25 protein-coding genes and 1 riboswitch are annotated in these 24,699 nt (G+C 63.7%); of the genes, 11 read left to right on the forward strand and 14 right to left on the reverse strand.

All coding sequences use genetic code 11. From position 1 onward, the window contains the following. Nucleotides 1–4: 4 nt before the first annotated feature. Nucleotides 5–751 (reverse strand): helix-turn-helix domain-containing protein, encoded by a 747-nt coding sequence (locus GJ698_RS20245; protein WP_154359669.1) that lies wholly within the window; start codon nt 749–751, stop codon nt 5–7. 168 nt (nt 752–919) lie between these two features. On the opposite strand from GJ698_RS20245, the gene GJ698_RS20250 reads away from it, so the two are divergent. Further along, nucleotides 920–1,552 carry an outer membrane protein gene (locus GJ698_RS20250; protein WP_154359670.1) on the forward strand — a complete coding sequence of 211 codons (633 nt, stop codon included), beginning with the start codon at nt 920–922 and terminating at the stop codon, nt 1,550–1,552. A 16-nt stretch (nt 1,553–1,568) separates the two neighbouring features. Then, entirely contained in the window at nt 1,569–2,129 is a 561-nt protein-coding gene (locus GJ698_RS20255; protein ID WP_166454913.1) for an outer membrane beta-barrel protein, read from the forward strand. 48 nt (nt 2,130–2,177) lie between these two features. Here the strand turns inward: GJ698_RS20255 and hslU are convergent, their stop codons facing one another. The 8 genes from hslU to GJ698_RS20295 all read right to left on the reverse strand — a co-directional run bounded on the left by hslU (nt 2,178) and on the right by GJ698_RS20295 (nt 10,039). Continuing rightward, nucleotides 2,178–3,512, reverse strand: coding sequence for an ATP-dependent protease ATPase subunit HslU (hslU, locus tag GJ698_RS20260; protein WP_154359672.1), 1,335 nt, complete (start codon nt 3,510–3,512; stop codon nt 2,178–2,180). Next, entirely contained in the window at nt 3,509–4,051 is a 543-nt protein-coding gene (gene hslV, locus GJ698_RS20265) for an ATP-dependent protease subunit HslV (RefSeq protein ID WP_090189186.1), read from the reverse strand. The genes hslU and hslV overlap by 4 nt, the downstream gene beginning before the upstream one ends. A gap of 69 nt (nt 4,052–4,120) precedes the next feature. Further along, complete coding sequence (locus GJ698_RS20270; RefSeq protein WP_154359718.1) at nt 4,121–5,422, reverse strand: STAS domain-containing protein; 1,302 nt, start codon at nt 5,420–5,422, stop codon at nt 4,121–4,123. A gap of 120 nt (nt 5,423–5,542) precedes the next feature. Beyond that, nucleotides 5,543–5,989, reverse strand: a complete 447-nt coding sequence (gene dksA / locus GJ698_RS20275; RefSeq protein ID WP_110846272.1) for an RNA polymerase-binding protein DksA — start codon at nt 5,987–5,989, stop codon at nt 5,543–5,545. A gap of 94 nt (nt 5,990–6,083) precedes the next feature. Beyond that, nucleotides 6,084–7,139: a CobW family GTP-binding protein gene (locus GJ698_RS20280; protein WP_154359673.1), complete on the reverse strand. Its 1,056-nt coding sequence runs from the start codon at nt 7,137–7,139 to the stop codon at nt 6,084–6,086. 116 nt (nt 7,140–7,255) lie between these two features. After that, the gene (gene xerC, locus GJ698_RS20285) at nt 7,256–8,191 is read right to left on the reverse strand and encodes a tyrosine recombinase XerC (protein ID WP_154359674.1); all 936 of its coding nucleotides are present in this window, start codon (nt 8,189–8,191) and stop codon (nt 7,256–7,258) included. 11 nt (nt 8,192–8,202) lie between these two features. Continuing rightward, nucleotides 8,203–8,871, reverse strand: a complete 669-nt coding sequence (locus tag GJ698_RS20290; RefSeq protein ID WP_154359675.1) for a DUF484 family protein — start codon at nt 8,869–8,871, stop codon at nt 8,203–8,205. Between the two features lie 115 nt (nt 8,872–8,986). Then, complete coding sequence (locus tag GJ698_RS20295; protein WP_154359676.1) at nt 8,987–10,039, reverse strand: porin; 1,053 nt, start codon at nt 10,037–10,039, stop codon at nt 8,987–8,989. Nucleotides 10,040–10,428: 389 nt separating this feature from the next. Here GJ698_RS20295 and GJ698_RS20300 point away from each other — a divergent pair, with 389 nt between their 5' ends. After that, nucleotides 10,429–11,874 (forward strand): tetratricopeptide repeat protein, encoded by a 1,446-nt coding sequence (locus GJ698_RS20300; protein ID WP_154359677.1) that lies wholly within the window; start codon nt 10,429–10,431, stop codon nt 11,872–11,874. Nucleotides 11,875–11,882: 8 nt separating this feature from the next. Here the strand turns inward: GJ698_RS20300 and dapF are convergent, their stop codons facing one another. From dapF to GJ698_RS20315, 3 genes are read right to left on the reverse strand one after another with little or no spacing between them, the layout of a single operon-like run. Further along, nucleotides 11,883–12,746 carry a diaminopimelate epimerase gene (dapF, locus tag GJ698_RS20305; protein ID WP_154359678.1) on the reverse strand — a complete coding sequence of 288 codons (864 nt, stop codon included), beginning with the start codon at nt 12,744–12,746 and terminating at the stop codon, nt 11,883–11,885. 7 nt (nt 12,747–12,753) lie between these two features. Further along, complete coding sequence (locus GJ698_RS20310; RefSeq protein WP_154359679.1) at nt 12,754–13,632, reverse strand: LpxL/LpxP family acyltransferase; 879 nt, start codon at nt 13,630–13,632, stop codon at nt 12,754–12,756. After that, nucleotides 13,629–14,480 carry a lysophospholipid acyltransferase family protein gene (locus GJ698_RS20315; protein ID WP_154359680.1) on the reverse strand — a complete coding sequence of 284 codons (852 nt, stop codon included), beginning with the start codon at nt 14,478–14,480 and terminating at the stop codon, nt 13,629–13,631. The genes GJ698_RS20310 and GJ698_RS20315 overlap by 4 nt, the downstream gene beginning before the upstream one ends. Nucleotides 14,481–14,653: 173 nt before the next feature. Here GJ698_RS20315 and metK point away from each other — a divergent pair, with 173 nt between their 5' ends. Continuing rightward, on the forward strand, nt 14,654–15,820 hold the full coding sequence (gene metK / locus GJ698_RS20320; protein WP_154359681.1) for a methionine adenosyltransferase: 1,167 nt from the start codon (nt 14,654–14,656) through the stop codon (nt 15,818–15,820). Nucleotides 15,821–15,938: 118 nt separating this feature from the next. Here metK and GJ698_RS20325 read toward each other — a convergent pair whose 3' ends face one another. Next, a complete protein-coding gene (locus GJ698_RS20325) occupies nt 15,939–16,451 on the reverse strand; it encodes a hypothetical protein (protein WP_154359682.1) in 513 nt (170 codons plus the stop codon). Nucleotides 16,452–16,563: 112 nt separating this feature from the next. Then, nucleotides 16,564–16,631, forward strand: a riboswitch (S-adenosyl-L-homocysteine riboswitch). 28 nt (nt 16,632–16,659) lie between these two features. On the opposite strand from GJ698_RS20325, the gene ahcY reads away from it, so the two are divergent. From ahcY to metF, 3 genes are read left to right on the forward strand one after another with little or no spacing between them, the layout of a single operon-like run. Beyond that, the gene (gene ahcY / locus GJ698_RS20330; RefSeq protein WP_154359683.1) at nt 16,660–18,087 is read left to right on the forward strand and encodes an adenosylhomocysteinase; all 1,428 of its coding nucleotides are present in this window, start codon (nt 16,660–16,662) and stop codon (nt 18,085–18,087) included. A gap of 51 nt (nt 18,088–18,138) precedes the next feature. Next, the gene (locus tag GJ698_RS20335) at nt 18,139–18,489 is read left to right on the forward strand and encodes a phage holin family protein (RefSeq protein WP_154359684.1); all 351 of its coding nucleotides are present in this window, start codon (nt 18,139–18,141) and stop codon (nt 18,487–18,489) included. Then, complete coding sequence (gene metF, locus GJ698_RS20340) at nt 18,482–19,309, forward strand: methylenetetrahydrofolate reductase [NAD(P)H] (protein ID WP_154359685.1); 828 nt, start codon at nt 18,482–18,484, stop codon at nt 19,307–19,309. The genes GJ698_RS20335 and metF overlap by 8 nt, the downstream gene beginning before the upstream one ends. A gap of 12 nt (nt 19,310–19,321) precedes the next feature. Here metF and GJ698_RS20345 read toward each other — a convergent pair whose 3' ends face one another. Continuing rightward, nucleotides 19,322–19,969 carry a 5-formyltetrahydrofolate cyclo-ligase gene (locus GJ698_RS20345; protein WP_154359686.1) on the reverse strand — a complete coding sequence of 216 codons (648 nt, stop codon included), beginning with the start codon at nt 19,967–19,969 and terminating at the stop codon, nt 19,322–19,324. Nucleotides 19,970–19,999: 30 nt separating this feature from the next. On the opposite strand from GJ698_RS20345, the gene GJ698_RS20350 reads away from it, so the two are divergent. Genes GJ698_RS20350 through GJ698_RS20365 form a run of 4 tightly spaced genes read left to right on the forward strand, consistent with a single transcriptional unit; the run spans nt 20,000 to nt 24,659 of the window. Then, a complete protein-coding gene (locus tag GJ698_RS20350; RefSeq protein ID WP_371865394.1) occupies nt 20,000–21,973 on the forward strand; it encodes a lytic transglycosylase domain-containing protein in 1,974 nt (657 codons plus the stop codon). Between the two features lie 40 nt (nt 21,974–22,013). After that, complete coding sequence (locus GJ698_RS20355) at nt 22,014–22,733, forward strand: glutathione S-transferase family protein (protein WP_154359687.1); 720 nt, start codon at nt 22,014–22,016, stop codon at nt 22,731–22,733. A 4-nt stretch (nt 22,734–22,737) separates the two neighbouring features. Further along, nucleotides 22,738–23,991 carry a multifunctional CCA addition/repair protein gene (locus GJ698_RS20360; protein ID WP_154359720.1) on the forward strand — a complete coding sequence of 418 codons (1,254 nt, stop codon included), beginning with the start codon at nt 22,738–22,740 and terminating at the stop codon, nt 23,989–23,991. After that, nucleotides 23,988–24,659, forward strand: coding sequence for a GNAT family N-acetyltransferase (locus GJ698_RS20365; RefSeq protein WP_154359688.1), 672 nt, complete (start codon nt 23,988–23,990; stop codon nt 24,657–24,659). The genes GJ698_RS20360 and GJ698_RS20365 overlap by 4 nt, the downstream gene beginning before the upstream one ends. Nucleotides 24,660–24,699 lie beyond the last annotated feature (40 nt).

Here is a 24,699-nt window from a genome sequence, read left to right on the forward strand (position 1 = left end):
GCGTTTATTTGGTAGGTGCTGTACGGCGTAGCGCGGTGAACGCTGCGAATTCCCAGGAGCGGAATCCTACCAGTAATGTAAAACCATCGCGTTCCGTTGACGCCAGCCGGCGGTCGCTCTGGTGCAGGCGCGCCAGTTCGCCGGCCATCTGCTGGATGCGGCCCACCAGTTCCTGTGCGCTGGGCAGCGACAGCCGCGCCGGCAGGCACAGCAGCGTCTCGCCGGCGCCGTCGAAACTGCCGCCGAAATAATCGTCCACCACGTGCTCGCGGAAGAACTGCTGCACCGGGCCGTCCGGCAGCCAGCGGAAGGCGTTGGAGACGCGCAGGCGGTAGCGGTTCAGCGGCTTCAGTTCAATCAGGCCCAGACGGTCCAGCTCGGCCAGCAGGACGATGCATTCCGGTTCGGTCAGGTCGTAGGTTTCCAGCACCTGTTCCAGGGTCCAGTGGCCCAGGCAGCAGATGGCCATCAGCAGCAGGTTGGGATTGGCCAGCAGCGACTTTTCCTGCGTCAGCGTGAGGCGGTCGGCTTGCGGCGTGGCGTCGGCGGCGCCGCGCAGCACGTCTTCCATCGGAATGCTGGCGGCCTTGCAGATCTGCGCCAGCCGCGACAGCGACATGTCCTGCTGCCCGAACATGCGCTTGACGCTGGATTCGCTCATCGAAATCCGTTCGGCCAGCATTTTGTAGGTGACGCCGGCGGTCCGCATCTGGGTCCGCAGCACTTGCAACAGCAATTCCGGTGAACTCATATTTCTGCCTTACAAAAATAACAAGGTATCGTAACACGATACCCAGCGGTGTGAAAACCTGCGCTTGGAATAATCCAATAGTACATTGCCTTGGCGTGAAGCACACTGCAAGATGTCGCCCCTCGCAGAAGGGGCGACATCAGGACTCACCTCAAAGTAAGGGAAATCATGGCTTCTATATTGAAACTCTCATGTGGCTTGCTGCTGCTGGCCGCCTTCAGCGCCGGCGCGCAGGAAAGCTCGCCGTATTACGTCGGCGCCGATGTCGGCTTCAGCAGCCAATACAAGGACCTGCGCTGCCGGACCGACAACGACTGCGACGCGCATGGCGATTTCAGCGGACGCCTGTACGGCGGCTACACGCTGGGCAGCAACCAGCTGTTTGGCTTGCGCAATACGAATTCGCTGGAACTCAGCGCCTTTGGCTTTGGCCATGCCCGCAGCGTGATCCAGGCCGCCGATTCTTTTTACCTGAACGGTAAAAGCAAGGTCTACGGCGGCTCGCTGAATTATGTGTCGGGACTGGAACTCACGCAGGGCCTGTCGCTGCAGAGCAAGGTCGGCCTGAGCCTGGCGCGCAGCAGCGTGCAGTACGCCACCATGACCGGCTTCGACAACTACGGCGCCAGCGGCAGCGTGCGGCATAACCGCATCGGCGTGAATTATGGCCTGGGCCTGTCGTATGCGCTGGATAAGAACTGGTCGCTGCATGGCGACTGGCTGCACGTGCCGGTCAAGCTGGGCGCCGGCGACAAGACCAGCGTCAACATGTATTCCGTGGGCGTGGGCTACGGCTTCTAACTTCGTGGAGGATGGGATGAAAACACTTGTTGCGGGACTGATCGCGTTGGGCGTCATGGGCTGCGCCAGCGCCGCCGATGATCAACCATGGTATGTCGGCGCCGATGCCGGCCTGGGCGGCAATTACCGGCAGGACGGCGGCAACGGCCGCGTCTACGTCGGCTATCAGCTGGGCAGCGCGCAGCTGTTCGGCATGGAACTCGTCAACGCGGCCGAGGCGCAGCTCTACAAGCTGCACTTCCGTGCCGACGTGAGCTGGGGCGGCTACGTCACCCGCCGGGAAGTGCGGGTGGACGGCAGCGCGCTTGCCTGGGCGCCGACGCTGAAGGTGAACGACCGGGTCGCGGTTGCGGGACGGTTGGGCGTGGCCTACAACCATGCCAACGTGCGCGAGCCGGGCAGCGAATATGCCAGCACGTATACCAAGGTGGCGCCGCTGGCCAGCCTCGGCGCGTCCTATGCGTTGAGCAACAACGTCAGGCTGCGGGCGGATGTCGGATACACGCAGGTCAAGATCGGCGACAGGGAAAACGTCGATCACGCCATGCTGTCGACCGGCGTGTCGGTCGGCTTCTGAGGATAACCCGAGAGCGGGCGCCACCACCGGCGCCCGCTGACGGTTTAATTAAAGCACGTAGCGCGACAGGTCTTCGTTGACCGCCAGCGCATCCAGGCGCGCGTTCACATAGGCGGCATCGACCACGATGGTTTTGCCGCTGTCTTCGCTGGCCGTGAAGGACAGTTCTTCCAGCAGTTTTTCCATCACCGTGTACAGCCGGCGGGCGCCGATATTTTCGGTGCGCTCGTTGACCGAGTAGGCGATTTCCGCCAGGCGGGTAATGCCTTCCTGCGCGAATTCCAGCTTGACGTCTTCGGTCGCCAGCAGGGCTTCGTACTGCTTGGTCAGGCAGGCGTCGGTCGCGGTCAGGATGCGTTCGAAGTCGGCGATCGACAGCGATTCCAGTTCCACACGGATCGGGAAGCGGCCCTGCAACTCGGGAATCAGGTCCGACGGCTTGGCCAGGTGGAACGCGCCCGAAGCGATGAACAGGATGTGGTCGGTCTTGATCATGCCGTACTTGGTGTTGACGGTCGTGCCCTCCACCAGCGGCAGCAGGTCGCGCTGGACGCCGGCGCGCGAGACATCGGCGCCGCCCACTTCCGAGCGCGACGCGATCTTATCGATCTCGTCCAGGAACACGATGCCGTTCTGCTCGACGTTCTGGATGGCCTTCTGCTTCATCTCGTCTTCGTTGATGAGCTTGGCGGCTTCCTCGTCGATCAGGAACTTCATCGCTTCGGCGATCTTGACCTTGCGCGCCTTCTTGCGCTGCGCGCCGATGCCGGAGAACATCGACTTGATCTGCTCGGTCATTTCCTCCATGCCCGGCGGCGCCATGATTTCCATCTGCGGACCGTTCTCGGCCAGCTCGATTTCGATTTCCTTGTCGTTCAACTCGCCTTCGCGCAGACGCTTGCGGAAGGTCTGGCGCGTGCTGTCGTCCTTCGGCGCTTCGGCGCCCGACGGCGTGAAGCCGAAGTCGCGCGCCGGCGGCAGCAGGATGTCGAGCACGCGGTCTTCGGCGGCGTCTTCGGCGCGGGTGCGCACCTTGGCCATCTCGGACTGGCGGGTCTGCTTGACGCCGATGTCGATCAGGTCGCGGATGATGGTGTCGACGTCGCGGCCGACATAGCCCACCTCGGTGAACTTGGTGGCCTCGATCTTGATGAAGGGGGCGTCGGCCAGCTTGGCCAGGCGGCGCGCGATCTCGGTCTTGCCGACGCCGGTCGGGCCGATCATCAGGATGTTTTTCGGCGTGATTTCATGGCGCAGCGGTTCTTCCACCTGCTGACGGCGCCAGCGGTTGCGCAGCGCGATGGCGACCGCCTTCTTGGCCTTGCCCTGGCCAACCACGTGTTTGTCGAGTTCGCCGACGATTTCCTGTGGAGTCATGTTCATGCTGGATCCAGTGTTTCGATGATGTGGTTCAGATTGGTGTAGATGCACAGCTCACCGGCGATCGTCAGTGATTTTTTGACGACTTCCGCCGGCGACAGTTCCGTGTTCTCGACCAGCGCCTTGGCGGCCGACTGGGCGTAGGTGCCGCCGGAGCCGATGGCGCCAACGCCGTCTTCCGGTTCCAGCACGTCGCCGTTGCCGGTGATGACCAGCGTCGATTCGCTGTCGGCCACCAGCAGCATGGCTTCCAGGCGGCGCAGCACGCGGTCGGTGCGCCAGTCCTTGGCCAGTTCGACCGAGGCGCGCAGCAGATTGCCCTGGTGTTTTTCCAGCTTGCCTTCAAAGCGGTCAAGCAGGGTGAAGGCGTCGGCGGTGCCGCCGGCGAAGCCGACCAGGACTTTGCCCTGGTAGACCTTGCGCACTTTGCGGGCCGTGCCCTTCATGACGATATTGCCCAGCGTAACCTGGCCGTCGCCGCCCAGCGCGACTTCCTTGCCGCGGCGCACGCACAGGATGGTGGTGCCGTGAAATTGTTCCATAGTTACCTCAAAGTAATGATGCAGACTGCGTCAAGACTGAAAAGTGGGGCTGGAAAACGAAATTGCAAGTTAGTACTTGTGGGGATAAATTCTTGCCAAAGAAGCATAACCCAGCAGGCGCAGCAGCGCGGTGACCAGGTGGTTGACGTCGCGGAAGGCGATCTTGCGGCCCGGCTCGGCGTCGGCCAGCGCCTGCAGCACGCCGTGCAGCTGGATCGCGCTCGGGTAGTCGATGCGCGTCAGGCGCGAGCAGTCGAACACCAGCGCCGGATACGCTTCAGCATACTGCCGGATGCCCGGCAGTAAAGGGCCAAGTTGATGTTCTATGATCGGCGGCAACATAAAGCGGTCGGGCGAGGCCGACACGTGTTGCGCCGGCGCCATCGCCACCTTGTGCGGCGGCGCGAACGAGGGCGGCGACACCTCGAAGGTCACGCAGTAGTCCATGGCCGCGTGTTCGAATTCCTTTTCGCGGTTTTGCAGCTGCAGCAGTTCCAGCAGCAGCAGCCACGGCGCTTCGCCATCGTCGCGGCGGCCGACCGCGATGCCGTCGCGCAGCCGCGCCGCCAGCGCCGGCGCGCCGACCAGGATCAGTTCGCGCTGGCCGGCCTGCAACTGGCGCAGCGTGGCCAGCAGCAGCGTGCAGCCTTCGGCGTCCACCGCCGTCACGCGGCTGAATTCGAGGCGCAGCACCGGGCTGGCGTCGGCCTGCTGGCGCAGGCGCTCCAGCTGCGGGGCGATGTGCCCGTCCAGCACGCCGGACAGCGCGGCGGTGGGCGTCAGGCCGGCCCAGTCCGGCGAGGCGGCCGCCAGCTGGGCCGGCGCCTGCCACGGTGGTGGCGAGGTTTCAAAGGTGCTGGCGTAGTCGATCGACAGGTTGTCGAAGGCGTCGTGCTGGCCGCTGGCCTGGTACAGGTCGAACAGCATCCACCAGGCGCTGCGGTCGCTGTTGTGGCCGCTGGTGGCGGCCACCGCCTCGGTCAGCATCTGCTGCGCCACGGCGGCCTGGCCGTTGGCGTACAGGATGGCGATTTCCTCGACCACCGGCGCGCAGTCGTCGGCGGCGGCCAGCGGCAGTTCTTCGCTCAGCAGCAGGGTGGTGGGGAAGTCGTCCGGCACGTCGTTGTCGCCAGCGCTGGCGGCGCGGGCTGGGCGCTGGCTGCCCCAGGCCGGTTCCGGCAGATTGAAAATGTCGGCTTCCATCGCCGATTCGATGGCATCGATCTTCATGGCGGTGGCGCGGGCGATCTCGCGCTGGCGCGCTTGCTGGTGTTGGCGCTCCAGTTCGCTATTTGCGGCCAGCCGTGCCTGCTCGTCGTCGGTCAGCGGCGGCAGCGTGTCGGCTTTTTTGAAGAGAGAGAACAATCCCATCGCCATAGTGTAGCCGGAAGCGCCGCGTTTGCCGCAGCATGTATCAAACGGGAAATGAAAATTTACGTAAAAAAAGCACGCGGTGTCAGGCGCGTGCTTTTTTGTCGGGCGTGGACGGGATTAATCGCCGTACAGCTTCTGCTTCAGTTCGCGGCGTTGCTGGGCTTCCAGCGACAGCGTCGCGGTCGGACGGGCGATCAGGCGTGGAATGCCGATCGGTTCGCCGGTTTCTTCGCACCAGCCATAGTCGTTGGCGTCGATCGCCGCGATCGATTGCTGGACTTTTTTCAGCAGCTTGCGCTCGCGGTCGCGGGTGCGCAGTTCCAGCGCGTGTTCTTCTTCGATGGTGGCGCGGTCGGCCGGGTCCGGCACCAGCACGGTTTCGCGCAGGTGTTCGGTGGTTTCGCCGGCGTTTTTCAGCAGCTCTTTTTCCAGCTGTTGCAGCTTGGCCTTGAAGAAAGCCATTTGCGCTGGGTTCATATAGTCCTTGTCATCCATCTTCAGAATTTCTTCTTCGGTCAGGATGCGCTCGGCGGCGGCGGGGGTCGATTTATTAGTTTTGGTCATAACTTCGCTTACCTTCGATACGACAGAGTTTTCAATCAAATTAATCAGCCCGAATTTTGTGGCTATTTAACCATCCCCACAAAACCGGGATAGTTTATACCAGACATTGTTCTAAACCGCTAATAAAGATGTCTTTGGGCAGATTTTTACCTATAAATACCATTTTGCTGCCGCGAACGTCGTTTTCTCCCCATTTCGCGCCCAGGTCGCTGCCCATAATCTGGTGCACGCCCTGGAATACTACCTTGCGGTCGGCGTCCTGCATGAACAATACGCCTTTGTAGCGCAGCATGCGAGGACCGTAGACATTCACCAGGCCGCCGAGGAATTCGTCCAGCTTGGCGGTGTCGAACGGACGGTTGCTCTTGAACACGAAGGCGGCGATGTCGTCGGTGTGGTGGCTGTGGTGGTGATCGTGATGATCGTGATCGTGGCCATGGTGGTCGTGGCCGCAGTGCTCGTCGTGGACGTGGCCGTCTTCATGGGTCTGCTCGGTCAGCAGGAAGTCCGGGTCCAGTTCCAGCTTGTCGTTGAGGTTGAAGCCTTTCAGGTCCATCACCTCGGCGATCGGCGCGCGACCGAAGTCGGACTTGCTGATCGGCGCGCGCGGGTTGATGCGGGCCAGGCGGGCGGTCAGTGCGGCCAGCTGTTCCTCGGTCACCAGGTCGGTCTTGGACAGCAGGATCTTGTCGGCGAAACCGACCTGGCGCTGGGCTTCCTCGTGCTGGTCCAGCTGGTCCATGGCGTGGCGGGCGTCCACCACAGTGACCACGGCGTCAAGCATGTAGTTAGCGCCCACTTCCTCGTCAACGAAGAAGGTCTGCGCCACCGGGCCGGGATTGGCCAGGCCGGTGGTCTCGATCACCACGCGGTCGAACTGGATCTCGCCGGCTTCGCGCTTCTGCGCCAGGCTGCTGAGGGCGACGATCAGGTCGCCGCGCACGGTGCAGCAGATGCAGCCGTTGTTCATTTCCACGATCTGCTCGCCGGTGTCCTGCACCAGGATTTCGTTGTCGATGTTTTCCTGGCCGAATTCATTCTCGATGACGGCAATGCGCATGCCGTGCTCTTCCTGCAGGATGCGGTTGAGCAGCGTGGTTTTGCCGGCGCCGAGGAAGCCGGTCAGGATGGTGGTGGGAATCATGGACATGGGTAGGTATCGTTTCAAAATGCGTTAATGCAATCGGCTGATTATGCCGGAATTTTTCTGGCGCTTGCAATTCGTCCAATTGAGCAATATCAGCACCGCGGTGCGCCAGCCCACCTTTACTTCACTTTGGCGCGCGGATGGGCTTTATCGTAGACCTCGGCCAGGTGCTGGAAATCCAGCGCCGTGTAGACCTGGGTCGAGCTGATGCTGCTGTGGCCCAGCATTTCCTGCACCGCGCGCAGGTCGCCCGACGATTGCAGCACGTGCGAGGCGAAGGAGTGGCGCAGCATGTGCGGATGCACGTGCACCGGCGCGCCATGGGCCACGCCGTGGGCTTGCAGGCGCTGCTGGATCACGCGCGGCGTGACGCGGCTGCCGCGCGTGCTGAGGAACAGGGCGTCGCCGCCGTCGGCCGGCGCCGGCCGCACCGCCAGCCAGGCGTGCAGCGCATCCATGGCGGCCGCGCCGACCGGCACCACGCGCCGCTTGTTGCCCTTGCCGGTGACGGTCACCTCGCGGTTGCCGATTTCCACCCAGCCGAGGCTGCTTTTGCCGGGCGTGACGTCCAGCCCGGCCAGTTCGGACACCCGCAGGCCGCTGGAATACAGCAGTTCGAACATGGCGCGGTTGCACAGCTCGGCCGGCTCGGGCGCGGCGCCGGCCACGGGCCGGGACGGCGCCACCAGCTGCACGGCGTCGTCCACCGACAGCGCGCGCGGCAGGGTCTTGGCCTGTTTCGGCGCACGCACGCCCTGCACCGGGTTGGCCGCCAGCGTTACGTGCTCTCCGAGCCAGTTGAAAAAGCCGCGCCAGCTGGACAGCTTGCGGGCGATGGAGCGGGGATCGAGTTGCTGCGCGTGCAGCCTGGCGGTCAGGCGGCGCACCGCGTGGTGGTCCAGCGCGGTCCAGTCCTGCTCGCCGGACAGCGCGGCCAGTTCCTGCAGGTCGCGGGCGTAGGCGGCGGTGGTGTGCGGCGACAGCTGGCGCACGCCGCGCAGGTGGGCGAGATAGGCGTCGATCCAGGCCAGCTTGCTGTCCGGCGCGGCGCCCATGATCTCAGGCTTCAGGCCAGCAGCCAGGCCAGCGCGGTGCTGGAGGTTTCGCCGATGTGGATCAGGAAGTCGGTGGCCATCAGCGAGGTGAAGCGGTTGGCGTCCTGCGACCCCATGATCAGCAGGCCGAAGGCTTGCTTGTCGCCCGGCTTGCGCAGCGGGATGATGACGGTGGACACCACGGCGCTCGGATCGTCCAGCCAGCGCACCGCCTCGAAGTCCTTGTTGGCGCCGCAGTACGGGGCCAGCAGGCTGTTGGCGAAGATGCGCGCGTCTTCCGACACGCCCTTGACGAACCATTCGTCGGCGTAGTCCGGGGCGGCGCCCCAGATGCGCAGCGTGACCTGCGGCACCTCGAAACTGTTTTTCAGGCCGCTGGCGACCGCGTGCGGCATCGAGCCGACGTCTTCCGATTGCAGCAGCACCTGGGTCCAGCGGTGGAACTTGTTGGCGATGGCTTCGTTTTCCGACGCCAGGCGCATCAGGTTGCTCATGCGCAGTTCCAGCGTTTTGTATTTGTCGCGCAACACTTCCATCTGGCGTTCCTGCAGCGAGACGGCGCGGCCGGTCAGCGGACTGGCCAGTTTGATTTCACCCAGCAAATCAGCGTGTTCTTCGAAGAATTGCGGGTGGTCGGTCAGGTACTGCGCGACGAGGGTGGAATCCAGTGGAGCGGTCATTGAGGTACTTTGTATGCGAGGTTGGTGTGCAATTCTAAACGAAAAAAAACGGACATGGTGACCCATGCCCGTCATTCCCCAACTCATGCTGGCAGTTTCTGCCGACTGCTCAACCTTAGAAGTTGTGGTGGATACCGACGCTGTAGAAATTAAAGGTGGTGGTCGCGGTTGCTTTGCGGCGGGTGCCGTCCACGTACACATAGGTGCGCGGCGAGAAGTTGTAGTCGTAGCCCAGCGAGAATTGCTTGGTCTTGGCGATGGTGGCGACGTTGAGCGCGTTGTCCGGCGTCTTGCGGCCGATGCCGGCGCGCACCATGCCGGGGCCGATGTTGTAGTTGGCGCCGATCATCCAGGCCTTGGTGATCGGATTGATCGGCACGCTGAAGTCCTGGTCCTGGCGCTGGTAGGTGGCCATCAGCTTGAGGTCGTTGATCGGCTTGAACGAGGCGCCGAGCGACCACAGCTTGGTGGCCACGGCGTTGCGCTCGTAGGCGGCGTAGGCGGCAAACGGGCCCTGGGTGGCGGTGGCGCTGACCGAGTACGGGTACTTGGCCGCCATGCTGTTGGCCGGGAACTGCGGCGCGGCGGCGGTGCCGCGGCCGATGATGATCGGGTTGTTGTTGGCCTCGCGGCTGGCGACGGTGAGGTTCAGCTGGAAGATGTTGGCGACCACCGGCGAGTTGTAGAACACGGCGTTGGAGAAGCGGTTCAGCGAATTGCCGGCCACGCTCATCGGATCGCTGGTGTAGCCGGCCACTTGCAGGTCGGTCTGGTAGCCGGCCACGGCCGGCATGCCGGACCAGGGTTCGAAGGCGGTGCTGGTTTCCTGGAAGGCGCTCAGGCCGCGGCCCAGGCGCAGCGTGCCGAAGTCGCCCTGCAGGCCGACCCGGCTCTGGCCCTGGAACAGCGGGCGCACGGTGTTTTCGATGACGCCGGTGTCCGGCTCGTAGCGGATTTCCAGCTGGAACAGGGCCTTCAGCCCGCTGCCGAGGTCTTCTACGCCGCGGAAGCCCAGCTTGTTGTTGTCGCGCTTGCCGACAGCGGTGATGTCGGTGTCGGTGCGGCGCGACACCCCGGCGTCCAGGGTGCCGTAAATGCTGACCGACGATTGCGCGTATGCGCCGGAGAAAACGCCCGTGAATGCCAGAGCCACCAAAGTTTTCTTCATTTTTATTCCTTTTATAAGTGTATTTCTCATCCCCACCGCTACCTGACCGGTTGCTGGAACATTAATAGGTCGCTGCCGCGATGGCGCTGGAATGGTCGAGTGGAACGGCTTGTTTTGGTCGAAAGCCGCGGAACCAGGGCTTATTGTTGTATTTTCGAAACGTTAATCTGCCAACTTATCGGGCCCGGAGGGGGCCTTGTTTGCTTTCATTCGGGCATCAGAACAGCTCTAGCGTACAGGCGGGGGAGGGGGGCATCGCTTGTGGCAGATCAATCCGCGCGCGCATATTGTTTAGCGTGTGGCGCAGATGGCACGCTACACTAGGATACAAATGGCGCCGCGGACCGCACAGTGGCGCCCCCCGCTTCGATGACTTGCATGCAGAGACAATGGCCAATCGAGAAGAGTTAGGGATCATCAGGGGCGCCCGCGCCGGAGACGCGGACTGCCAACTGGCGCTGGGCAAGCTGTACCTGTTCGGTGGCGCCAGCCTGCCGCGTAATGTGCCAACCGCGCTGCACTGGCTGGAGCGCGCCGCCCGACAGGAGCGCGATGAAGCGTGGCGCCTGATCGGCAGCCATATTCCCGTTGAAATCGCCCGCCACTGCGCGCCGGATGTGCTGCGCTGGTATCAGCGCGCCTGCGACGCCGGCATCGCGGCGGCCGGGCAGGTGCTGGCCCAGCTGGCGCAGCCGCCCGCGCCGGCGCCCTTGTGCCAGCACAGCGCGCCATCCGCCGCGCCGCCGCCGCGCCCGTCCATGTTGGCGCGTCAACCGGCACTACCCTTGCATGGCGACCATGCGCTGAGCGCGCAACAACAGGCCCAGCTGGACCAGCTGTGGCAGCAAAACCACGCGGCGTTTCTACAACAGGCGCGTCCCTTGCTGCGGCCGCTGCTGGCCGCCGCGCCGGCCGACGCCGAAGTGGCGCGCATGGCCGACTGGCAGCCGGCGCCGCAGCTGCTGACCTTGCTGGCGCGCTGCGCCGAACTGCTGCCGCCCACCGGCAGCGACGCCGCATTGCAGCAGTGCCGCGAACTGGCTGCCTACGGCGGTGAACGCAACGCCCAGCTGGCGCTGGGACTGTGGTTCGCGCGCATGGATGGCGAAGGCAAGCGCCAGAGCCAGGGCATCGCCGCCGTCAACTTCAAGCGCGCCATCCGCTGGCTGACGCTGGCCGGCGAGCAGGGCCTGGCGGACGCGTGGTTCGCGCTGTCGCGCATCTACCTGAAACCGGAATTTTCGCAGCGCTGCGTGGCCGAGGCGCAAGGCTATCTGGAGCGGGCGGCGGAGATGGGACATTGCGGCGCGCAGCTGGAGTGCGGCATCTACGCCTGGCGCAACCGCCGCGCCGACGAACACAGCGACGTGCGCGCCGCCTACTGGCTGCAGAAGGCCGCGGCGCAGGGCTGCCCGCAGGCGGAAGCCGCGCTGGAGCGGGTGGCGTGCGTGGCCAAGGAAGCGGACTGGATCACCAGCATCGTCACCTGCCTGACGCGGGAATTATTGGAAAGCCAGCCCTTGCTGGCGGCGCGGCTGGAGCTGGCCGCGCTGTTCGGCCTGAGCCGGGCGGAAGCGTTATTGCTGGATGTGAAGACGGCCGACCACGGCCATTGCCTGGTGGTGGATATCCGCGCCAGCTACGGCCGCAGCAAGCGCCGGCTGGTGCTGCTGCGCACGGCGCGCGAGCGGCAGGCGCTGGACCGCATCGTGCGCCTGTTTGAGTCCATCGACAGCGGGCCGGATGGCTGGGAAGGCAACTACCGCCAGCGCCTGTACCGGCTCAAGACCTGGTTGCCGGCCGGCGTGGCGGACGAGTTGCTGGCCGCTGCCTGAATCACGGCTCAGATTTCGATTTCGCCTTCGAACACCGTCACGGCGGGGCCGGTCAGCCATACCGGCTGGCCTTCGCCGTCCCAGCTGATCGACAGCTGGCCGCCGCGCGCGTCGATGCGCACCGGGCTGTCCAGCAGGCCGCGGCGGATGCCGGCCACGGCCGCCGCGCAGGCGCCGGTGCCGCAGGCCAGCGTTTCGCCGACGCCGCGCTCGAACACCCGCAGCTTGACGTGCTGGCGGTCGATAATCTGCATGAAGCCGGCGTTGACGCGGTTCGGGAAGCGCACGTGGTGCTCGATCAGCGGGCCGGTCAGTTCCACCGGCGCGGCGTCGACATCATCGACCACCTGCACCGCGTGCGGATTGCCCATCGATACCGCCGAAATCAGCACGCTTTCGCGCGCGCCGCCCAGTTCCAGCACCAGCGGCCACAGCGTGTCGCGGCCTTGCGGCTCGCCCTGCAGGCCTTCGGCGTCGAACGGCACGCGGCCCGGTTCCAGGATAGGCGCGCCCATGTCGACCGTGATGCTGCCGTCCGCCTCCAGGCGCGGCGCGATGACGCCGGCCTTGGTCTGCACGGTGATGCTGCGCTGGTCGGTCAGGCCCTTCTCCGAGACGAACTTGACGAAGGCGCGCGAGCCGTTGCCGCACTGCTCCACTTCGCCGCCGTCGGCGTTGAAGATGCGGTAGCGGAAATCGCAGCCGGCCTCGGTCGGCTTTTCCACCAGCAGGATCTGGTCGGCGCCGACGCCGAAGCGGCGGTCGCCCAGCAGCTTCCACTGCGCTGGCGTGAAGTCGATGTGCTGGTTGACGCCGTCGATGACGACGAAATCGTTGCCGGCGCCGTGCATTTTGGTGAATTTGAGTTTCATGGGCGGTTTATTTTTTGCTGTACAGCGAAGGCTCGCCGTTCGGGCGGGTCTTGAAACGTTTGTGGGTCCAGAAGTATTCGGCCGGGGCTTCGCGCACGCGCTCCTCGATGAACTGGTTCATGCGGCGGGTGGCGGCCACCATGTCGTCGCCAGGGTAATTGTCCCACACTGGGTAGAATTTCACACGCCATCCCTGGTAATTCGGCAGGAAGGTGGCGATCACCGGCATCACCTGCGCGCCGGTGGTGGCGGCGATGCGGGCGGTGGCGGTCAGCGTGGCGGCCTCGACGCCGAAGAAGGGCACGAATTCGGCATCCTTCTCGCCGAAATCCATGTCCGGCAGCATGAAGTAGGGCAGCTTGTCGCGCAGCGCACGCAGGATGGGCTTGATGCCGTCCTGACGGGTGAACAGCTTGACCGGCTTGAAGCGGGCGCGGCCGGCGCGCAGCACCTGGTCGAAGGCGGCGTTCTTCTGCGTCACGTACATCGACGAGGCGCTGGCTTCCATGGCGATCGAGGCGCCGGCCACGTCCAGGCAGACAAAGTGCGGGCACAGCAGGATGGTCGGCTTGTCGGTCATCTCGGCAACAGGAATGACGCCGTTCGGTTCGATCTGGATCAGGCGTTTCAGGCGCGCTTCAGGCGCCCACCACAGCACCGCGCGTTCCCACACGCTGCGCGAATAGGCCTGGAAATGGCGGTGGGCGATGTCCACCCGTTCCGCCTCGGTCAGCTCCGGCAGGCACAGGCGCAGATTGGTCAGCGCGATGTGACGGCGCGAGCGCAGCGTCGCAAACAATAAAGTGCCGATGGCGTCGCCAAAGCGGCCCAGCAGCGGCAGTGGCAGCCAGTGCAGCAGCCACATCAATCCCAACGTCAGTTTCATGCGTGTTCTCCCGCCACCGGTGCGGCTATGCCGTGCGGCACCTTGTAGCGGTTATAGCTCCAGTAATATTGCGACGGATTGCGGGCGATCAGGCGCTCCATGGCGCTGTTGATCGCTTGCGCCTGGGCGGCGTTGTCGCCGTCCAGCGTGCCGTCAAAGGGCACGAAGCGTACCACATAGCCGCGTCCTGCCGGCAGCCGCTCGGCGTAGGTGATGATGACGGTGGCGTCGCCCAGCTGGGCCAGCTTGGCCGGCAGGGTCATCGAGTAGGCGTCGCGGCCGAAGAACTTGGCCCACACGCCTTCGCCTTCCTGCGGCACCTGGTCGGGCAGCACGCCGACCGGCTGGCCCTTCTTGAGGAACTTGGCCAGCATGCGCACGCCGGACATGTTTGCCGGCGCCAGCAGCAGGTTCTTGCGCGCGCGGGCGCCTTCGATCAGCGGCTTCAGCGCGGCTTTTTTCGGCGGCCGGTACATCACCATCAGTTCGGTGCGCAGGGCGATTTCCTGCGCGACGATTTCAAAGCAGCCCAGGTGTGGCGTCATGAACACAATGCCGCGGCCGGCGTCCAGTTCGGTCTGCACCAGTTCCCAGTTCTCCAGCGTGGCGTGGCGCGACACGCGGGCCGGATCGGCGCACCAGATGAAGGGCAGCTCGAACATGCTTTTGCCGGCTTCGGCCACGGCGGCCGACAGGTGCTGGCTATAGCCGGCCTGCGCCATGTTGTCGCGCAGGCGGCGGCGGTAGGACGGCGAGGCCCAGTACACCAGCCAGCCCAGCGCGGCGCCGGCCGCGTGCAGGAAGGACAGCGGGAAAATCGAGAGAAAACGGAAGATGGGAACCAGCATGAGAAAATTCTGCCTGTGTTAGAAGCAAGCTTTTTTAAAAAAGCGTAAAATACCACGTTAAGTAGTAACCGCTGAGTTAATGACAACTTGCGATGCGGGATATAAATATCGCTAAAGCGTCGCAAGCCGTGCTGGTATGCGACCGTTTTCTCAAACCATATCAGGAGCTTGCGATGTCTAATGATTATCTTTTCACCTCGGAATCCGTTTCGGAAGGTCACCCAGACAAGGTTGCTGACCAGATTTCCGACGCCATCCTCGACGCGATTCTGGCCCAGGACCCGAAAGCCCGGGTCGCCGCCGAAACGCTGTGCAACACCGGCCTGGTGGTGCTGGCAGGTGAAATCACCACCCACGCCAATGTCGACTACATCGGCGTCGCCCGCGAAACCATCAAGCGCATCGGCTACGACAACACCGACTACGGCATCGACTACCGCGGCTGCGCCGTGCTGGTGGCTTACGACAAGCAATCGCCGGACATCGCCCAGGGCGTGGACGAAGGCGCCGGCCTGGACCTGGACCAGGGCGCTGGCGACCAGGGCCTGATGTTCGGCTACGCCTGCGACGAGACCGCCGAGCTGATGCCCGCCGCGATCCACTACGCGCACCGCCTGGTCGAGCGCCAGTCGCAGCTGCGCAAGGATGGCCGCCTGCCATGGCTGCGTCCGGATGCCAAATCGCAAGTCACGCTGCGTTACGTCAATGGCCGTCCGGTCGCGGTGGACACCGTGGTGCTGTCGACCCAGCATGCGCCGGAAATGCTGCACAAGCAAATTGAAGAAGCGGTGATCGAAGAGATCATCAAGCCGGTGCTGCCGAAAGAGTGGCTGCAGGACACCAAGTACCTGGTCAACCCGACCGGCCGCTTCGTCATCGGCGGTCCGCAGGGCGACTGCGGCCTGACCGGCCGCAAGATCATCGTCGACACCTACGGCGGCGCATCGCCGCACGGCGGCGGCGCGTTCTCGGGCAAGGATCCATCGAAGGTGGACCGTTCGGCGGCCTACGCGGCGCGTTATGTGGCCAAGAACGTGGTGGCGGCTGGTCTGGCGCGCCAGTGCCAGGTGCAGGTGTCGTACGCCATCGGCGTGGCGCGTCCGATCAACATCACCGTGTACACCGAAGGCACCGGCGTGATCCCGGACGACAAGATCGCCCAGCTGGTGATGGAGCACTTCGACCTGCGTCCGAAAGGCATCGTGCAGATGCTGGACCTGCTGCGTCCGATCTACGCCAAGACCGCCGCCTACGGTCACTTCGGCCGCGAAGAGCCGGAATTCAGCTGGGAGCGCACCGACAAGGCCGCCATCCTGCGCGACGCAGCCGGCCTGAAGTAATCACTCTCCGCATGAAACCAAACGCCCCGGACTCCGGGGCGTTTTTATTTGGGCCTTTTGGGCAAAGGAGGTATCGGATTGGGCGGGAGGTACTTACGACGAGGATCTTCGGTCGGGATCATGATATATCCAGTTTTTGATTGGTCATTACTTGCGCGTCACTGCGCAAATGTCGAGTCAACAGTAAATCGTGCAAAAATTTTGCTGTTTCCGAGCCATATTTTCTACGCAACTCCAGTAGCTGCTCTTCAAACTCCGCCACTGGAAAGCCGCTATTGATTTTCATGCGGACAATCATGGAACCTATTTCCATGCCTAGATTGCGGAGCTCGGCGGTCGAGCTTGAGTGCCTCTTCAACTTTTCGGCAACGTCAAGTTGACTGGATATAATTGCCAACAAGGTGCTGGCAGACGTGAACATCGGCCACAGGAAAGTATAGTCGCTGTTTTTCCAGAACACGAGCCCTGTTAGGGCAGCTCCTCCGGATGAGATTGCCACAACGATCTTGCTGATGGTATCCAGCCATACCCAACGTGCCAGCAACGCTGTAATGAGCGTTTCAGCATAGCTGACGTGGTACAGCAGATCTTGCGCCTCGTCCCAAATGACATCGCGTGGATCGATGGCCATGGTCTGCTCCGCATAAAGAAGCTAGCGTATTTGGCAACCGCAAAGCGGGCATTGAGCCAGCGCAAGCGGCAGGATTGTTGTCGCCTTCCGGGCGCAACGATGCTAAAATGCACGTTCCGAGGAGCGCTGCGACGAACTAGCTTTCGCCAGGCTCGGAGATCCAAACCGCGCTCACGTTACTTTTTTCAACACATGAAAGGAGGGCGTGATGAACGCCGTACTCAAAACCGCTCAAGACTACCTGGTCGCCGACATCTCCCTGGCGCCATGGGGCAACAAAGAAATCAAGATCGCCGAAACCGAAATGCCAGGCCTGATGGCGATCCGCGAGGAATTCGCCGCCGCCCAGCCGCTGAAAGGCGCACGCATCACCGGTTCGCTGCACATGACCATCCAGACCGCCGTGCTGATCCAGACGCTGGAAGCGCTGGGCGCCGACGTCCGCTGGGCGTCGTGCAACATCTACTCGACCCAGGACCACGCCGCCGCCGCCATCGCCGCCGCCGGCACGCCGGTGTTCGCCATCAAGGGCGAAACCCTGGACGAATACTGGGACTACACCCACCGCATCTTCGAATGGCCAGCGGACGCCGCGGGCAACCCGGTCTACTCGAACATGATCCTGGACGACGGCGGCGACGCCACCCTGCTGCTGCACCTGGGCGCCCGCGCTGAAAAAGACATCTCGGTCCTGGCTGCGCCTGGCTCGGAAGAAGAGATCTGCCTGTTCAACGCCATCAAGGCCCACCTGGCGATCGACCCGGCCTGGTACTCCAAGCGCCTGCCGCACATCCTGGGCGTGACCGAAGAGACCACCACCGGCGTGCACCGCCTGTACCAGATGCACAAGGAAGGCAAGCTGGCCTTCCCGGCCATCAACGTCAACGACTCCGTCACCAAATCGAAATTCGACAACCTGTACGGCTGCCGCGAATCGCTGGTCGACGGCATCAAGCGCGCCACCGACGTAATGATCGCCGGCAAGGTCGCCGTCATCGCCGGTTACGGTGACGTCGGCAAGGGTTCGGCCCAGGCCATGCGCGCGCTGTCGGCGCAAGTGTGGGTGACCGAGATCGATCCGATCTGCGCACTGCAGGCCGCGATGGAAGGCTACCGCGTCGTGACCATGGACTACGCTGCCGAACACGGCGACATCTTCGTCACCTGCACCGGCAACTATCACATCCTGACCGAAGCGCACATGCTCAAGATGAAGGACCAGGCCATCGTCTGCAACATCGGCCACTTCGACAACGAGATCGATGTCGCGTCGCTGAAGAAATACACCTGGGAAAACATCAAGCCGCAGGTCGATCACGTGATCTTCCCATCGGGCAAGCGCATCATCCTGCTGGCCGAAGGCCGCCTGGTGAACCTGGGTTGCGGCACGGGCCACCCGTCGTACGTGATGTCGTCGTCGTTCGCCAACCAGACCATCGCCCAGATCGAGCTGTACGCCAACACCGCCAAGTACCCGGTCGGCGTGTACGTGCTGCCGAAGCACCTGGACGAAAAAGTGGCGCGCCTGCAGTTGAAAAAACTGAACGCGCAGCTGACCGTGCTGACCCAGGAGCAGGCCGACTACATCGGCGTGACGCAGGAAGGTCCGTACAAGCCTGACCACTACCGTTATTAATCGTTAAGGGCGGGGCCGCTGGCCCCGCTTTTTTTGCAGCGAGAACTTCTTATGCGTTTGGTCCTTACCTGGTTAATCAATGCAGTTGCCTTGCTGGCAGTGCCTTACCTGATGCATTCCGTCGATGTCACAAGCATAGGCGCAGCCCTCGTCGCGGCTCTTGTACTGGGCCTGGTCAATACGCTGATACGACCTGTGCTGCTGTTGCTGACGTTGCCTGTGACCTTGTTGTCGCTGGGCCTGTTCATCTTCCTCGTCAACGGCTTCATGTTCTGGCTGGTGGCGCAATGGGTGGATGGTTTCCACGTCGACAGCTTCCTGTCCGCCGTCGGTGGCGCCGTGTTGTACAGCATTATTTCCTGGGCTCTGTCTACCTTACTTTTGAAGAACTCAGATGGATAATCCGAATTTCAGTATCGAATTTTTCCCGCCGAAAACGGCGGAAGGCGCGGAAAAGCTGCGCGTCACGCGCGCCAAGCTGTCCGAGCTGAAGCCTAAATATTTCTCCGTGACCTTCGGCGCCGGCGGCAGCACGCAGCGCGGCACGCTGGACACCGTGGTCGAGATCCTCGCCGCCGGCGAACAGGCGGCGCCGCACCTGTCCTGCGTGGGCGGCACGCGCGAATCGATCCGCGAGATCCTGGGCGAGTTCAAGTCGCACGGCATCAAGCGCATCGTGGCGCTGCGCGGCGACCTGCCGAGCGGCTATGGCGCGGCGGGCGAGTTCCGCTATGCGAACGAGCTGGTGGAGTTCATTCGCCAGGAGACCGGCGACTGGTTCCACATCGAAGTGGCAGCGTATCCGGAAGTGCACCCGCAGGCCAAGTCGCCGCAGGATGACTTGCTGGCGTTCGAGCGCAAGATCAAGGCCGGCGCGAATGCGGCGATCACGCAGTATTTCTACAATGCGGATGCGTATTTCCAGTTTGTCGAGCAGACCCGCAAGCTGGGGATCGATGTGCCGATCGTGGCGGGCATCATGCCGATTACGAATTACACGCAGCTGATGCGCTTCTCGGACATGTGCGGCGCGGAGATTCCGCGCTGGGTGCGATTGAAGCTGGCCAGTTTTGGCGATGACTCGGCGTCGATCAAGGCCTTTGGGCTGGATGTGGTGACGGCGTTGTGCGAACGGTTGCTGCAGGGCGGGGCGCCGGGGCTGCATTTCTACAGCATGAACCAGGCGGCGGCAACGACCGCGTTGTGGCAACGCTTGGTCTGACCCAGGGGCAGGTCAGGGGCTTCGCCCCGCCGGCCCAGTGGGCCGGGCCCCTGCTGGCCGCATTGCGGGTTGAAGGCCGCTGATTTCGGTGAGCACGCCGTCCAGCGCCACATCGTGTGCATCCGCGGCGAAAACGATTTGCAAGCTGCTGTATGCGATGCCGAGTGCGCGCGGCCGGGGGTGTCGCGCCAAGGTGCGGTCATAGAACCCCCCACCATATCCCAGCCGGTAGCCTTCCGGGTTAAAGCCCAGGCAAGGCACCAGCAGCGCCGGCGGATACGCCGCCTGCAAGCGCAAATCAGCCGGCACCGCCACCCCCATTGCATCTTTGACCATCGCCTCACCGATACGCCAGTCCGCAAACTCCAGCGCCGCATCCTTTTGCACCACCACCGGCAGCAGCAGCCGCGCACCCAGGCGCTCCAACTCCGCATACGCCGCATGCAGATCCGGCTCGTCGCGCAACGGCCAATACACACCCAATGCCGCCGGCCGCGCCGCCTTCCACCACGCCACCACCTGCTCGCCAATCGCCCGGTCCCAGGCCGCGCGCGTGGCGCTGTCAATAGCCCGCCGCGCGGTCAGCAGCTGCCTGCGCAAATCCGCCTTCTGTACTGGTGAGACGGAGGCGCTGCGTGGTATTCTAGGGTCGCTGGTCATATTTGGTTCAAGACTTTAGAGAGTTGCACAGTGATTTCTGCTTCGAAATGGATTGCCGGCGCCTTTGTCGTTGCCTTCACCACGTTTGCCCAAGCCGACGACATCAGCGCAGATAGCCGCAGGGACGACGATTCCTTCCTGCTGTTGCGCGACGCTGTACGCCAGGACGACGCCAGCAAAGTGGATTTCTACGCCGCCCGCCTGACCAGCTATTCCATTCCGTCCTACGTTGATTATTATCGGCTGAAATCCCGCCTGAAGGATGTCACCGCACCGGAAATCCGCGATTTTTTCCAGCGCTATCAGGGCCAGGCCATCGTCGACCGCCTGCGTAACGACTGGCTGCTGGAACTGGGCCGCAAACGCGACTGGGCCACCTTCGACGAACAGTATCCGCTGTTCGTGCTGAACGACGACACCCAGGTCAAATGCTACGCGCTGATCTCGCGCGCGCTCAAGGGCCAGAAGGTCGCCGACGAAGCGCGCGCCTTGCTGACCGCGCCCAGCGTCTACGGCCAGCCGTGCGCCGATTTGATCGCTACCCTGTACCAGAACGGCCAGTTCAACACCGACGACCTGTATGCGCAGCTGCGCCTCTCCGGCGAGCACAATGCCACCGGCCAGGCGCGCCGCATCGTCGCGCTGCTCGACGGCCCGGAAAAGAAAGCCGTGCAGGCGGTGGACCTGCCGACACTGGCCGTCGCCAAGGGCATCGGCGCCGGCAAGGTCGAACACCAGATCTACATCGTCGCCATCGGCCGCCTGGCCAAGACCAGCACCAAGCTGGCGGTGCTGGCGCTGAACAAGGCCGCGCCGAAAATGACGGCGCAGGAACAGCAGCAGGGCTGGGCCGCGATCGCGCTGCAATCGTCGTACACGCTGGCGCCGGAAACCACCGACTACTGGAAGCGCGCCAACGGCGCCCCGCTGTCGATCGACCAGATTCAGTGGAAGACCCGCATCGCGCTGCGCAACGGCGACTGGCGCCAGGTGGAGAACAATATCCGCGCCATGCCGGCCGCGCTGCGCAGCGAGCCGACCTGGGTTTACTGGCTGGGCCGCGCGCTGATGGCGCGTGACGGCGTCACCAGTCAGCCCACTGGCGAGGCGCTGCAGCTGTTCCGCAGCATCTCGGACCAGTCCAACTACTACGGCCAGCTGGCGCTGGAGGAATCCGGCAAGCTGATTACCATTCCGGCGGCCGGCGCGCCGATCACGCCGGCGGAAATCGCGCCGATCGCCGCCAATCCCAACTTCCAGCGCGCGCTGAAGTTCTTCAACATGCGCCTGCGCTTTGAGGGCACGCGCGAATGGAACTGGGGCCTGCGCGGCCTGAGCGAACGCGAACACCTGGCCGCCGCCGAATACGCGCGCCAGAACAATATCCTCGACCGCATGGTCAACACCTCGGAGCGCACCCGCATCCAGGTCGACTACACGCAACGCTTCCCGTCGCCGCACAATGACGTCATGCACCCGGCCACGCAGACGCTGGGCCTGGACAAGGCCTGGGTGTATGGCCTGATCCGGCAAGAGTCGCGTTTCATCATGGACGCGCAGTCGCACGTTGGCGCGTCCGGCCTGATGCAGGTGATGCCGTCCACCGGCCGCTGGGTCGCCAAGAAGATCGGCCTGACCGACTTCGCGCAGGACATGCTGAGCGACGTCCGCTACAACATCATGCTGGGCACGAACTACCTGAACATGGTGCTGGGGAATATGGACGGCAACGAGGTGCTGGCCACCGCCGCCTACAACGCCGGGCCGGGCCGCCTGCGCACCTGGCGCGCCACGCTGACCAAGCCGATGGACAGCACCGTCTTCATCGAATCGATTCCTTATGTCGAGACGCGCACCTACGTCAAGAACGTGATGTCGAATTCGACCTATTACGCGGCGCTGTTCGAAGGGCGGCCGCAATCGCTGAAGGCGCGCCTGGGCACCGTCGCACCGAAAGGCTACACAGAAGCGGAAGAGCAGGAAACCAGCTTCGCTCCACGCTAATTGCAGCGCGCTGATTGTTCACCATACAGGACGTACCACCATGCAGACTACCAAACTTGATCCCAGCCTGACGCAAACCCTGGAAGCGGCGCGTTCGCCCGGCCTGACGCTGGTCATCGGGAATAAAAACTACTCGTCCTGGTCGATGCGGCCGTGGGTGGCGATGGTCGCCTTCGGCATTCCGTTCCAGGAAGTGCGCGTGCTGCTGGACCAGGACGACACCGCCAATCGCATTTGCAGCTACTCGGCTTCCGGCCGCGTGCCGGTGCTGCTGGCCGGCGACGAGATGACCATCTGGGACAGCATGGCCATCTGCGAATATCTGGCCGAGCAGTTCCCCGAGCTGCATCTGTGGCCGCAGGACGTGGCGGCGCGCGCCATCGCGCGCTCGGTGTGCGCCGAGATGCACGCCGGCTTCAGCGACCTGCGCAACTCGATGTCGATGAATATCCGCGGCAGCTATCCGGGCAAGGGCCGCACGCCGGGCACCCAGGCCGATATCGGCCGTATCAGCGAAATCTGGGAAGAGTGCCTGTCGCGCTTCGGCCATCACCAGTTCCTGTTCGGCGAGTTCTCGCTGGCCGACGCCTTCTACGCGCCGGTGGTGCTGCGCTTCCGCACCTATGGCGTGACGCTGGCGCCGGCGCTGGACGCCTACTGCCAGCGCGTGCTGGCCCATCCGGCAGTGGCGCGCTGGGTCAGCGAGGCGCTGGCCGAAACCGAAACGGCGCCCAAGCACGACGCCGACATGCCGGATTGAGATGATGCGTACTTATGTTGTCGGCGGCGCGGTACGCGACGCGCTGCTTGGTTTGCCGGTCAAGGACCACGACCACGTGGTGGTCGGCGCCACGCCGGATGAAATGATCGCCAAGGGCTTCCGCCCGGTGGGCAAGGACTTCCCGGTGTTCCTGCATCCGAAAACGCAGGAGGAATATGCGCTGGCGCGCACCGAACGCAAAACCGCGCCGGGTTACAAGGGCTTTGTGTTCCACACCTCGGCCGACGTCACGCTGGAAGAAGACCTGGTGCGGCGCGACCTGACCATCAACGCCATCGCCCGCGCCGACGACGGCACGTTGACCGATCCGTATGGCGGCCAGCGCGATATCGCCAAGCGCATCTTCCGCCATGTGTCCGACGCGTTTGCTGAAGACCCGGTGCGCATCCTGCGCCTGGCGCGCTTTGCCGCGCGTTTCAGCGACTTTACCGTGGCGCCGGAAACCAATGCGCTGATGAAGCAGATGGTGGCGCAGGGCGAGGTCGACGCTTTGGTGCCGGAGCGCGTGTGGCAGGAACTGTCGCGCGGGCTGATGGAAGCCAAGCCATCGCGCATGCTGGAAGTGCTGCGCGACTGCGGTGCGCTGGCGCGCATCCTGCCGGAGCTGGATGTGCTGTGGGGTGTGCCGCAGCCGGAGAAATGGCATCCCGAAATCGACACCGGCATCCATGTGCTGCAAGTGATCGACTGCTCGGCCAAGCTGGAACGCGAGCTGCCGGTGCGCTTCGCCTGCATGATGCACGACCTGGGCAAGGGCGTGACGCCATCCGAGAACTGGCCGGCGCACCACGGCCACGAAGGCATGGGCGTCAAGCTGGTGGAGGAAGTCTGCAAGCGCCTGCGCGTGCCGACCGAATGCCGCGACCTGGCGGTGATGACGGCGCGCGAGCATGGCAATGTGGGCCGCGCGCTGCAACTGCGCGCCAACACCATCGTCAAGCTGCTGGAGCGCTGCGACGCCTTCCGCAAGCCGGCGCGCTTCGTGCAGATGCTGCAGGCGACCGAATGCGATTCGCGCGGCCGCATCGGTCCAAGCGGCAGCTATGCCGATGCGCCGTTCCCACAGATGGCGCACCTGGAAGCCGCGTTGTCGGCGGCGCGCGGCGTCAACGCCGGCGAGATCGCGCAGGCCAGCGCCGAGCAGCCGCAGCGCATTCCCGAGCGCGTCCACGCGGCGCGCGTTTCCGCCGTCAAGCTGGCGCTCAAGCTGGCCGATGACGACGAGTCGGCTGAATGAATTCGTCCGACCTGTTCCAGAATCCGCTGCGCCGCTGGGGTAAACACCGCAACGGCAAGCGGCCGACGGTGCTGGTCAAGGAACTGCGTGAGCGCGACCGCCGCCGCATGCTGCGGCATTTCCTGGAACTGGAGGATAGCGACCGCCTGCTGCGCTTCGGCTCCGTGCTGCCGGACGAACAGGTCACCAGCTACGTCAACGGCATCGACTTTTCGCGCGACATGGTGTTCGGCGTCTACAACCGCGTCTTCAGGCTGGTGGCGGTGGGCCACCTGGCGTTTGCGCCGCGCGACGAATCGAGCACCGTCACCGACAAGGAGCGGGTGGCGGAATTCGGTGTGTCGGTCAGCCGCTCGGCGCGCGGCCTGGGCGTCGGTTCGCGGCTGTTCGAGCGCGCCGCCATCCACTGCCGTAACAACGACGTGGACACGCTGTACATGCACTGCCTGTCATCCAACAAGACCATGATGCACATCGCGAAAAAAGCCGGCATGGAAATCCATCGCGATTATGGCGAAGCCGACGCCTACCTCAAATTGCTGCCGGCCGATCCCACCAGCATGCTGCAGGAAGCCTTGCACGAGCAGTTCGCGGTGCTGGACTACACTTATAAAGCCAACAAGCGCATCGCCGTCAAATGGCTGGGCCGTCTCATAGGCCGAAAATAATTTAAGCATTCTTAGAACCTTCGCCACATTGGCCGGAATA

It is taken from the genome of Duganella aquatilis (assembly GCF_009674565.1).
Classification (GTDB): domain Bacteria; phylum Pseudomonadota; class Gammaproteobacteria; order Burkholderiales; family Burkholderiaceae_D; genus Rugamonas; species Rugamonas aquatilis.